Here is an 11,694-nt window from a genome sequence, read left to right as displayed (position 1 = left end):
GGACGCATCGGGCACATTTTCAAGGCGCCTGGGTTCACGCAGAGGTCGCTGCCGAGTTGTGTGCCAAGAGTCCCATACGTTGCGGCTCAGAAAGGACCCGACGCACGGCTACGAACATGCCCATAGCGATGGCCGCTATAATCACATATGCCCACCATGGCGCGTTCACAAAGCTGGTAAGCCACGTCGCACCGAACGCGCTTACGACAAAAACGAGAGCCTCGATAAAAAGACTGAGCCTGTACACATTGAGTCGTCTCATCCTCATACCACCCATCCAAGGACTGAGCTTGTTGCGCTACTGCGACAGCAGCCTAACATATTGGAGAGCGCTCACTATTTCTATGCTGAACAGTCTCGCCTGAGTATATGTTTTAGCTAGTCGCTAATTATGGAATTCTGCCAGTCTGCATTTCCCCCTGATCTGATGTAGAGCAGCTTCCAAGTGGGAATTAGTCCCCCATCGACCGGATCGGGCGACACGAACATGCGCTGAAGGCTTGGCGGAACGGCTACTGGGACCATGATGCTACTCGAATGCAAGATAGTGTCAGAACGTCCCGGGAAGGCTGCAGGCAGGGGATGTCAGGTCAATCAGCCTATAGATATGATACCGCCCATTCGCTGAGACTTCACGATGGGCATAGGAGGTGGGAATTCGTGCCTTGAGATGGACGCGGCTGTCGGAGCAGGCGAGCACGGCAGCAGCGATGGCCTGAACCTTCGGGCCGCTGACAAAAACGTTCACCACCGCACGCGAGCCGAACCCGTCGAGATACGTCTCGAAAGCATCGAGGTGGGCCATCAGCCCGAAAGCCTGGATGTCGCGAACTTCGCCATCTTCGAGCCGGTGGGTTTCACGTACCTTGGCCACCTGTTGATCGAGCAAAGCATCGATATGCGCATTCTTCTCGCTTCTTGGGACGAGGAGCGAGATCCGTTCCGGACTGACGATATCGATCAATCCGTAGAATACGTCTGCATCTCCTCCGATCCCCACGAGCAGGACTTTCTCTTCGCCCATTCCTCCGCTGCCTTGAAGATGAGGGACGGTGACGTATCGGTCCAAGCCGCTGGAAAAATCCTCTTTGCCGATCGCGTTCCCGTAGATACCTTCGGCGTACCCGAATTCGAGAGACTGAATCGACATTTTCTTGAATGCCACCGCAATCAGCCATTGGATGTAGATTCGCGGCATCGTCGAGCACTCGACGAAAACCTTCCGCAGGCTTCCTTCGTATGAGCCACATGAAGCGGCCATCTGAGTGAGCAGGTGATCGAGGAGATTGATGTTCTTCTGATACTCGATGGAAGGCTCGAGGGTGATCACAGTCACTTCGACGCCCCATCGGGTACCCATAGCGATGAGCTTTCGCCGGTTTTCTTCGACGGCTGGGACGTTCGCTTCCTTCAGAGCAAAGTCCAGAACCACGATCTTGCCGACCTTCAGGTCAAGATGGTTTTCGAACGCGGCGAAACGCGTTTCCCATCCAAGCGCGACGATCGCGATATCTGCCTTCATCGTTTCGCAGGTACCTGCATCTCTCGCCTTCTCGGTGACGGCCAGATGGCCGAAGACTCGATACTCGACAGTTGAAGCGGTCATTCGAGATCGCTCTCGAAAAGCGAGTGCTGGAATTCGGTCTTGAGTGCGGGCCGCGCGACGAGCTCCTTAAACACCGAGTCGGCCCAGTCTTCTGGGAGCCGATGCCTGGTAAAAAGCAGGTCGACCATCCGCGCCGCAGGGATTGTGTTGATTTCGTACGGGCCGCGATAGGAGAACCCGAAGTAAGGTGCAAATCGCCGATGCAATCTGATCATCATCTCCTTCGATGCGGGGTCGGCGCGGTCCACCTCAAAGTTGCCGGCGGCGGAGACCTCCCGGATAAACCCATCCCTTTCCGCCCGACGCAGGACCTCGTCCAGTTTTCCGCTGGGTTGCTCCAGTCGGTTCACCAGCGAGCGCATTTCCTTTAGATCGACCCTGAAAATGCCTCTCTCTGTCGTTCCTAGAGCATTTTCTTCGGCAAACTCTGTCTGGAGGCGAGCGGTCAGGTAACCCAACGCCCGCACCATGCGCACGCTCTCTTCTTCGTACGGATGTGAAAGCGCCTGAAGTCCATCAAGCTTCCGTTGAGAGGCGGCGTTCACAGCCTGTCTCTGCTGTTCGAGATGAATCTGTAAATCCGAGTTGATGAATTCCACCAGTTTTCGTGGATCACTGGAACTCGGAACACTGCGGCGGAAGATCTCTCCCATTATATCAAGGAAATCGCGTATACAGACGTCGCTCAATGATGTGATGATCTGGTGCCCTACGTACGGGTAGTCATGCAGACGCAGCATCTGGCACGCTTTCAGAAAAGCCCATCCCTGTTTCCGGGCGATCGACCTCTTCAGATTTGAAGCATCCGCCTTGCTCATGGGCCGGCGCTTAATTTCCGGGTTCATGAGCGCGAGCGCCAGCCCTTCGGCATAAGGGCGCGCTTTTCGATCAAGAAGGAATTGCTGCTGATCCGCCGTCCTCAAATTCACGGAGAGGAATTCACGTGCTGCATCAGCAAGTGCCACAAGCTCTTCTCTGCCCTCGGAATGACCCGATATGATAACCCGCTCGATGATGTCATTGACGGAAAGCCGCCCCAGCCGGTTTTTGAGCGAAAACGCGCTGAGCGCATCGTTGCGCTCGAGATCACTCCGCAGATGGTCAGGAAGCGCATAGTACAGCCGAAGCGACGACACGTTCTCGCACAGCGTGGCGAACTCCCTCGGATCGACTGAATCAAGATTCTCGACGTCCCGGTCAGCATTCGAGAGCGACTGGCCGGGTATGATCGTCCGGATCGTGTCGTAGAGGCCGCCGATGTAGGCGAGGACCCATTTCACGTTGCCGCGCGTCTTTCTCACCAAGGTGTTCAGGAACTGCTGTTGGAGCGGTGTCAGTGCTTCACAGTCGTCAATCAGTATCTTGAAGAAGGGCGCCCTGTCACCGGCGAAAGATGGGCCATTTAAAAGTGGAGTGATCGCGGTCGCGACCTTGTTAATGATCGCGCCAGGGTCTGTTGCTCTGAAGCCGGTCGCTCCGGCATCGGCGGCAAAGAAGAACGCGTTGAAGCATTCGTCGACGTACCGGGTTATCCCACCCCGCAGCTCATCGATGCTGAAGAAGTCGAGACGGGCAGGTTGGGGTATGAAGTGCAGCACTTCGCGATGCAGTGCCAGGGCGACGTCCCTATCTTCGGAGGCCCGGTATTTCAAGTGGCCGTCGCGTCTGAGCTGGCCGATGCTCTCGAGCAGGCGTTCGACTATCTTCAGCTCCAGATAGTGAGAGAAGATTACGAATTGCCGCGGGATCACGGCGGCCGTGTCGAAGCGTATCCGCTCCGGAATGAGGTTCAGAACGGCGTTGTCGATTAGGGGCGAGAATGTCTCATTGAGCTGGAAGAAGACGCCATACCAGGCGAGCTTGCCGACTTGGTCCGCGAGACTTTTGTCTTCAAGAATATGGACTGTGGAAAGCGAGCGAAGAATGCTGGTCTTGCCGCTGCCTCTCGTCCCTGCGACGAAGACCGGCTTGGCGGCGGCAGAAATCAACGCCGACTTCTGACTGAACCACAGTATCGGGCGGCTTTCGTACTCGATCCTGTTGGGGCCGAACGGATTCTCCATCGCTATTCGTCCCTTACCTTAATGCGCCAAGCCGAGTTTGCCTTGGTGAGGCCGTCTATCTCGATGAAGCGCGCCGCTTGGAGCATCAGAAGAGAGTCTTCCAGATCTAGCCCGAGCTCGGCGGAGGCAGCAATCTCAGTGATCTCGTCCCAGAAGAGTAACCCATTCCCGCGCCTGGTGGCATGGTCGCGCAGTCGGCGCAGCAGGTCAAACGTGTCGTTGTTCAGAAAGGCCTTGCCGTTGGACATGGTGGAAATAAAGCAATGTTCGCCTTCCATGACCGTCCCGTCGGCGACATTGGTGCGGTAGGGTATAAGTCGGATGCCGACGAGCTCTCCCTGATCGGTCGTGAAGAAGACGAGCTCATTGAAACCTGACTGTATCTCTGGTGCTGAGATGCAGATCAATTTGCCGTCCGGAAACCTTGGATCGTTGACGATCTCGACCGGATCAGCATGTATGTGTCCATGCAGGTAGACGATAGGCTTGTTGCCCTGCAGCAGCTGAGTTCTGACAAATCCGCTGTTGAGCATCTCCGCGTATGGCGTAATGCGCGGAGTCTTTTGTGGCAGCAGATTGTGATGGCCGATCATGATGCCGTAACGCATGTCGGGCTGCTGGAGCAATTCCTGTAGGCCTGCAAGCATCTCACGCGAGATGTATGGCGTGTCCATCTGACCGTAATACTCGTCGTCGGACGCCTCCTTGTCTGGATCGCTGGGAGGTGTCGCGGGCGAATGTCCCGAGATGTCCGGCGAGCCGAGATCTACAGGCTCTGTAGAAGGACTGAGTGCCTCGAGACGATCACGAAGGAACGCGGGAAGGTTTTGAAGCTCCCAACTGCCTATCGCTGTGTTGACGAGGATGAAGTTTGCGCCTGCGGATCCTGTCGGAAGTCTGAAGTGCACGGGTTGGTCCACGGGAACGGTCTGCCAACCCAAGCGGGCGGCTAAACTCGCCATTTCGCTGAATTTCTCAGTCGGTCCAAGTTCGCGCGCGTCATCACGGTTCACATCGTGATTTCCCGGTACGAATATCAACGGAAGCGCCTTTGAACTGCGTCCCTGTGCGCGGCAGAGCAACGTGAAATGCTGGAATGCCGAAGCAATGAAGGTCTTGTCGCCACGGCTCGTGAAATCCCCCATGAAGGCGATCGAATCCAAGGGCTTCGAAGTCGTCAGCCGCCGAAGTTTCGTCAAGACGGCACGCAGCGAAGACGCGCGTAGCTTCTGCGTTATTTTCGGAGCGAACTTGCTATCCTTGGCATCGATGTTGCTAGAGGAAGGATGCCAGTCCGGATAGTGAATATCGCCTACTTGAAGGATTCGCACCCGCCGCATAACTCGCCCCCCTGCCGAGAGCCATAGACTAATCCGTTCGCTTTTGCCAAGCGCGAACGATCATCCGCAGTGTCCTTAACGAGGTAGCCTGCACTTTTCGAGAATTGCCACGGCGGCTATTTTTCGGCTGTGAAGCACACGAGACCCGTGACGTGAGACCCAGTTGCTCAATGCCCAGTTGCTCAATGCCCAGTTGCTCAATGAGCTTTCTTACGAATAAGGGAGAATTTCCGCGGCCGGACTATCTCTGAGCGAGCGTGCATGACTGCCAACGGAAGGTCTTGCACGCACCCTTGCGATCTTGAGCAATGGTCGCCATGACTTTCTTCTTGCAGGCTTTTGAGTGGCCCAGCCTGCGATCACCAGACCCCACCGATTCTAAAGAGCGTGGCAGATGGGATAGTCGAGGTTGCCCGTGCACAGTCACGCTCAGGGCTTGCGCCGCCCAGAGGACACGCTGAAAAGGCAGATTGGGGCGCAAGCACGCCATTCACGAGAGGTTCGACATGAAGACCATGCAAGAAAAAGACATTCCGGCATTCGTACAAGCAGTTGTGGACGCCGGCTGCAAAATTTGCGCGATTGGCAACTTGGGATACGTCTTTGGCGATGCTGATTTCACGCCAGCGCAACGGAGGGCCGTCGAGCCACAGCTGCGTAGGATTGCTGAAATCTACGGCGAACGCGATCATCTCATGAACGAGATAGCTGTATATCTGCGGTCGATCGGACGCCATGTCGAGGTTGAGCCGAAGACAGGTATTTCCTGATGGCCGTGATCGCGAGAAGCCGTCTTCCAACCTCTGAATCCTAAAGGAGGTGACCCCCAAGGCCGTTCGTCACCTTCGACCAGAATAACCACATCCGTGACCGCCTGAGCTACTTGGTCGATACGCGCACATGGCCAATACAGTTTCTCCATCCTTCACGAAGCGAATGAGGCTTTGGCCATTCAGCCCCGGTCTACGGGGCGTGACTTGTCCCCGATGCATGCGCGAGCTCTCCGCCCGGCTGGCCGCCGGTCGTCGCCACCGGCCGAAGGCGCCCGAATGCGCTTGACAAGATAGCGTCAGCCCGTTCAACCTAAGGCATTCACCAGGGGAGTCCCGGCAAGGGGCTGAGATACTGCTGGCTTTCGCGGCGCAGTGACCCGTTGAACCTGATCCAGTTCATACTGGCGTAGGGACGGTGCAAGCGCTTTGCGGGAGTTTACGCCCGAGGTCCTGCTGCAGCAGGTCTACAGAAGCGTCTTTTCATCCTTCCGGCACAGAACTGGGTCTCCAATGCATGAGCAAAGGAGCCTCACGATGAATGCCCTCACCCCCGCCGTATCGACGGGACCACTGCCCGCCTCGCGGAAAATCCACAAGCCCGGCGTCCTCTACCCACAGATCAGGGTGCCGATGCGCGAGATTTCCGTCCATCCGACGGCCGGCGAACCGCCCGTCACCGTCTACGATCCGTCCGGCCCCTACACCGATCCATCAGTCGAAACCAGCATCGAAAAAGGCCTTGCCCGGCTTCGCCACGAATGGGTCACGGCGCGTGGCGATGTCGAAGCCTATGACGGCCGCCACGTCCGGCCGGAAGACAATGGATTCGCCACCGGCGAGCGCCTGACACCGGAATTTCCGATACGCAATCGGCCGCTCAAGGCCAAGCAGGGCAAGGCGGTGACCCAACTTGCCTATGCGCGCGCCGGCATCATCACGCCAGAAATGGAGTTCGTAGCCATCCGCGAGAATCTCGGCCGCGAGGTGATGCGCGGCAAGCTGCAACGCGACGGCGAAGCCTTCGGCGCGGCGATCCCAGATTTCGTCACACCCGAATTCGTGCGCGACGAGGTGGCGCGCGGACGCGCAATCATTCCCGCCAACATCAATCATCCCGAGAGCGAGCCGATGATCATCGGTCGCAATTTTCTGGTCAAGATCAACGCCAACATCGGTAACTCGGCTGTCACATCGTCGATGGCCGAAGAGGTCGAAAAAATGGTCTGGGCGATCCGCTGGGGCGCGGACACGGTGATGGACCTGTCGACCGGCCGCAACATCCACAACATCCGCGACTGGATCGTGCGCAATGCGCCGGTGCCGATCGGTACGGTGCCGCTCTATCAGGCGCTGGAAAAGGTCAACGGCATCGCCGAGGATCTGAACTGGGAGGTCTACCGCGACACGCTGATCGAGCAGGCCGAGCAAGGCGTCGACTATTTCACCATCCACGCCGGCGTGCGGCTGCACTACATCCCGCTGACCGTCGACCGGGTCACGGGCATCGTCTCGCGCGGCGGCTCGATCATGGCCAAATGGTGCCTGCACCATCACCGGGAGAGCTTCCTCTACGAGCATTTCGAGGAGATCTGCGACATCGCCAGAGCCTATGACGTCTCCTTCTCGCTCGGCGACGGCCTTCGTCCCGGTTCAATCGCCGATGCGAACGACGCGGCGCAATTCGCCGAACTGGAAACACTTGGAGAACTCACCAAGATTGCCTGGGCAAAGGACTGCCAGGTGATGATCGAAGGCCCGGGCCATGTCCCCATGCACAAGATCAAGCAGAACATGGACAAGCAGCTCGCAGTGTGCGGTGAGGCGCCGTTCTACACGTTGGGGCCGCTGACGACCGACATCGCGCCGGGCTATGACCACATCACCTCAGGGATAGGTGCCGCCATGATAGGCTGGTTCGGGACCGCAATGCTTTGCTACGTCACGCCGAAAGAGCATCTCGGCCTTCCCGACCGCAACGACGTCAAGATTGGCGTGATCACCTACAAGATAGCCGCCCATGCAGCCGATCTGGCGAAGGGCCATCCGGCAGCGAAAACCAGGGATGATGCCCTTTCGCGCGCGCGCTTCGAGTTCCGCTGGGAGGACCAGTTCAACCTGTCGCTCGACCCCGAAACCGCACGGTCCTTCCACGACCAGACCTTGCCCAAGGAGGCGCACAAGCTGGCACATTTTTGTTCGATGTGCGGGCCGAAATTCTGCTCCATGCGCATTTCCCACGACATCCGTGCCGAGGCCCAGAAGGAAGGCATGGCGGCAATGGCGGCAAAATACCGGGAGGGCGGCGATCTCTACATGCAGGCGGACGAGACTGGCGTACCGGTCGTGCCAGAGGCTCCCAAACCATCATGAGGGTGCTCGTCAAAGGGGCCGGCGTTGCCGGCCTCACCGTCGCTTTCGAACTCGCCGCCCGCGGCGCGACGGTCACCGTCGCCGAGATGCGGCATGGCCTTGGTGGCAACGCGTCGTGGTTCGCCGGCGGCATGCTGGCGCCATGGTGCGAGCGCGAAAGCGCGGAGCAGCCGGTGCTGGATCTCGGACGCGATGCTGCCGACTGGTGGGATGCGGTGCTGTCGGGTCAGGTGACACGGGCCGGGACATTGGTCGTGGCCGCGCCGCGTGATGCCGGTGAGCTTGACCGGTTCGCCAGTCGCACGTCAGGGCATCGGCGCGTCGATGAAAACGAAATTGCGCTCCTGGAACCCGACCTCGCCGGCCGCTTCCGGCGTGGATTGCTCTTCCCCGACGAGGCTCACCTCGACCCACGCCCGGCGATGGCGGCACTTCATGACAAGCTTGCGACCATGGGTGTCAAATTCCACTTCGGCTGCGACGCCCGGCCTGTTTCGGGATTCGCCCGTCAGATAGACTGCATGGGAATGGCAGCGGCCGATGACAGGCTGCGCGGTGTTCGCGGCGAAATGCTGATCCTTCGCACGCCTGATGTCTCGCTGTCGCGGCCGGTCCGTTTGCTTCATCCACGCTTTCCGCTTTATGCCGTGCCGCGCACCGATCACTGTTTCATGATCGGAGCGACGATGATTGAAAGCCAGAGCGCCGGACCGGTGACGGCGCGTTCCATGATGGAGCTGCTGGGCGCCGCCCATGCCCTCCATTCGGCCTTTGGTGAGGCCGAGATCGTTGAAACCGGTGTGGGTGTCCGTCCGGCATTTCCCGACAATTTGCCACGCGTCGAAACAGACGGTGAGATCATCGCGATCAACGGTCTTTATCGTCACGGTTTTCTCCTCGCCCCCGCCATGGCGCGCCAGGCTGCCGACCTGGTTTTCAGTCAAGACAGAACCAAGGAGCATGCTCATGAAACTGATGGTCAACGGCGAGGCGCGTGAGATTGCCGCCACCACGCTGGCCGAGTTGCTTGCCGCGCTCGATTATGAGGGCGATTGGCTCGCCACCGCCGTCAACAGCGACCTCGTGCACAAAGCCAACCGCGCGGAGTTCCAGTTGAGCGACGGCGACCGGATCGAAATCCTCTCGCCCATGCAGGGCGGCTAGCATGTTGGAGCTTTATGGAACCGAGCTTTCGTCGCGCCTGCTTCTCGGCACGGCTCAGTATCCTTCGCCGGCCATCCTTGCCGATGCAGTCAAGGCATCGGGCACGTCGGTGGTGACCGTCTCGTTGCGGCGTGAGATGGCGGGCGGTAGGGCCGGCGAACAATTCTGGTCGTTGATCCGCTCGCTGGGCGCCAGAATCCTGCCCAATACCGCCGGCTGCCTCTCCGTCAAGGAGGCCGTCACCACCGCGAAAATGGCGCGCGAGGTCTTCGGCACCAACTGGATCAAGCTCGAAGTGATCGGCAATCACGACACGCTACAGCCGGATGTGTTCGGTCTGGTTGAAGCCGCCCGCATCCTGTGCGAGGACGGCTTCGCGGTATTCCCCTATACCACCGACGATCTCGTTGTCGCCGAGCGGCTGCTGGAAGCGGGCTGCAAGGTCCTGATGCCGTGGTGCGCACCGATCGGTTCCGCCTTGGGACCGGTCAACATGACGGCGCTGCGCTCGATGCGCGGACATTTCCCTGGCGTCCCGCTGATTGTGGATGCGGGGCTGGGACGGCCGTCGCACGCGGCCACCGTCATGGAACTCGGCTTTGACGCCGTGCTCCTGAACACAGCGGTCGCCAAGGCGGCAGATCCGGTCGGCATGGGGCGTGCGTTCGGTAAGGCGGTCGACGCCGGTCGTGAGGCGTTCAGTTCGGGAATGCTCGAACCGCGCGACGTCGCCGTGCCATCGACACCGATGGTCGGCAGGGCCGTTTTTTCATGAAGCTCGATCCCTTTTATCTGATCGTCGACAGCGCTGCCTTGATCGAACGGCTGGTGCCGCTCGGCGTCGAGCTGGTGCAGCTTCGTATCAAGATCATGGACGAAGCCGGGTTGCGCGCCGAAATCCGGAAGGCCAAGGCCTTGTGCGCCGAGCACCAATGCAAGCTCATCGTCAACGACCATTGGCGGCTGGCGATCGAGGAAGGCTGCGACTTCGTTCATCTCGGCCAAGAGGATTTGCAGACCGCCGACCTCTTGGCGATAAAGGCAGCCGGTGTAAGGCTCGGACTCAGTACCCATGACGATATCGAACTGGAAATGGCTATGGCCGCGGGACCCGACTATATCGCGCTTGGCCCCATCTATCCAACCATCCTGAAGAAGATGAAATGGGCACCGCAAGGGCTCGGGCGGATTAACGAGTGGAAGCGCCGGGTCGCACCGGTTCCTTTGGTCGCCATTGGTGGCCTCAACCCTGACCGGCTCGACGGTGTCTTTGCGGCCGGTGCGGACAGCGCGGCGGTGGTCACCGACATCACATTGAATGCCGATCCCCAAGCGCGCACGCGAGAATGGATCGAAAAGACAGATCGATGGCGCTGAGGCGAGAACCGCATGTGCTTGTCGTCGGCGGATCCGACTCCAGCGGGGGCGCCGGAATCGTGCGCGACATCGAGACGATCTCTTCCGTTGGTGTTCGCACCTGCCTCGCTGTCACGGCGCTAACGGTGCAGACGCATGATGCTGTGATGGAAATCCAACATTCGTCACCAAGCCTGGTGGCCGATCAGATGCGCGCGGCGCTGCAGGCCAACGAGGTGGCTGCCGTTAAGATCGGCATGCTCGCGACGGCAGAGATCGTTGCTGCAGTTGCCTGCGTGCTGCGCGAAAATCCGCAAGTGCCGGCAGTACTCGACCCGGTGCTGGCCTCGACCTCAGGCCGGGCGCTGCTGGAAGCGGGCGCCATCGCCGCCATGAGGCGGAATCTGATGCCGCTTTGCCGTCTGGTCACTCCCAATCTCATCGAGTTGGCGCTCCTTGTTGGCTCAGAATTGGCGATGGATGAGGACGGCGCGGTGCTGCAAGGCCAAGAATTGCTGGCGGTCGGGTTTCACGCCTTGCTGATCAAGGGCGGCCACGCATCGGGGGCTCGATCGACCGATATTCTGTTACGCTCCGATCATGAACCCATCCACTTCGACACGCCGCGCCTTGCTATATCGATGCGCGGAACAGGTTGCATGCTGGCCAGCGCGATTGGGGCGCATCTGGCGAAGGCGAACTCGCTCGAAGATAGCGTGCGCGAAGGCAAGCTGTTTGTGTTCGAGAAGCTTCAGAAATGCCGGCTGAATAATCACAACGTTCTGCGTCCAGCCAAGCAGACCCATTTTCCAGAATTTTTCCCGTAGCGAGACTAGAGAAGGGGCCTCTCTATGCCATCCTTACAACGCGTTGAGTTCCACTGTGCCGTCCAGAATTATCTGTCGTTGTCCGGAATTAACCCGGGCTTAGAACTGAAACGAACCCGCCGAAAGGTACGAGCGGCCCTCACTCGATAAGGGTTACCAAACCTATTCCTGTGGGTTACCAATCCGCGTGTGGGT

The 11,694-nt window shown here is 59.0% G+C and carries 10 protein-coding genes and 1 riboswitch; of the genes, 7 read left to right on the top strand and 3 right to left on the bottom strand.

Annotation, left to right across the window (positions count from 1 at the left end):
- Window positions 1–550 precede the first annotated feature (550 nt).
- Genes RQ479_RS24050 through RQ479_RS24040 form a run of 3 tightly spaced genes read right to left on the bottom strand, consistent with a single transcriptional unit; the run spans window position 551 to window position 5,009 of the window.
- Entirely contained in the window at window positions 551–1,606 is a 1,056-nt protein-coding gene (locus RQ479_RS24050; RefSeq protein ID WP_024504266.1) for a hypothetical protein, read from the bottom strand.
- Entirely contained in the window at window positions 1,603–3,669 is a 2,067-nt protein-coding gene (locus RQ479_RS24045; RefSeq protein ID WP_127873393.1) for a hypothetical protein, read from the bottom strand. Before RQ479_RS24045 ends, RQ479_RS24050 begins: the two co-directional genes overlap by 4 nt.
- A gap of 2 nt (window positions 3,670–3,671) precedes the next feature.
- Window positions 3,672–5,009 (bottom strand): metallophosphoesterase, encoded by a 1,338-nt coding sequence (locus RQ479_RS24040; RefSeq protein WP_128287788.1) that lies wholly within the window; start codon window positions 5,007–5,009, stop codon window positions 3,672–3,674.
- Between the two features lie 506 nt (window positions 5,010–5,515).
- Between RQ479_RS24040 and RQ479_RS24035 the strand changes: the two genes are divergently transcribed.
- The 7 genes from RQ479_RS24035 to RQ479_RS24005 all read left to right on the top strand — a co-directional run bounded on the left by RQ479_RS24035 (window position 5,516) and on the right by RQ479_RS24005 (window position 11,499).
- Window positions 5,516–5,779 (top strand): hypothetical protein, encoded by a 264-nt coding sequence (locus tag RQ479_RS24035; RefSeq protein WP_082826710.1) that lies wholly within the window; start codon window positions 5,516–5,518, stop codon window positions 5,777–5,779.
- A 317-nt stretch (window positions 5,780–6,096) separates the two neighbouring features.
- Window positions 6,097–6,213: riboswitch (TPP riboswitch) on the top strand.
- Window positions 6,214–6,316: 103 nt separating this feature from the next.
- Complete coding sequence (gene thiC, locus RQ479_RS24030; protein ID WP_063169414.1) at window positions 6,317–8,152, top strand: phosphomethylpyrimidine synthase ThiC; 1,836 nt, start codon at window positions 6,317–6,319, stop codon at window positions 8,150–8,152.
- Window positions 8,149–9,150 (top strand): glycine oxidase ThiO, encoded by a 1,002-nt coding sequence (gene thiO, locus RQ479_RS24025; protein ID WP_128287787.1) that lies wholly within the window; start codon window positions 8,149–8,151, stop codon window positions 9,148–9,150. The genes thiC and thiO overlap by 4 nt, the downstream gene beginning before the upstream one ends.
- Entirely contained in the window at window positions 9,119–9,316 is a 198-nt protein-coding gene (gene thiS / locus RQ479_RS24020) for a sulfur carrier protein ThiS (protein WP_024504260.1), read from the top strand. Before thiO ends, thiS begins: the two co-directional genes overlap by 32 nt.
- A gap of 1 nt (window position 9,317) precedes the next feature.
- Window positions 9,318–10,091: a thiazole synthase gene (locus tag RQ479_RS24015; RefSeq protein ID WP_128287786.1), complete on the top strand. Its 774-nt coding sequence runs from the start codon at window positions 9,318–9,320 to the stop codon at window positions 10,089–10,091.
- Entirely contained in the window at window positions 10,088–10,693 is a 606-nt protein-coding gene (locus RQ479_RS24010) for a thiamine phosphate synthase (protein ID WP_128287785.1), read from the top strand. Before RQ479_RS24015 ends, RQ479_RS24010 begins: the two co-directional genes overlap by 4 nt.
- Window positions 10,684–11,499, top strand: a complete 816-nt coding sequence (locus RQ479_RS24005; RefSeq protein ID WP_128287784.1) for a hydroxymethylpyrimidine/phosphomethylpyrimidine kinase — start codon at window positions 10,684–10,686, stop codon at window positions 11,497–11,499. Before RQ479_RS24010 ends, RQ479_RS24005 begins: the two co-directional genes overlap by 10 nt.
- Window positions 11,500–11,694: the final 195 nt, after the last annotated feature.

This window comes from Mesorhizobium sp. ISC25, assembly GCF_042295465.1.
Taxonomy (GTDB): Bacteria; Pseudomonadota; Alphaproteobacteria; order Rhizobiales; family Rhizobiaceae; genus Mesorhizobium.
The sequence above is the reverse complement of the archived record's forward strand: the minus strand, read 5'-3'. Positions and strand labels throughout refer to the sequence as shown.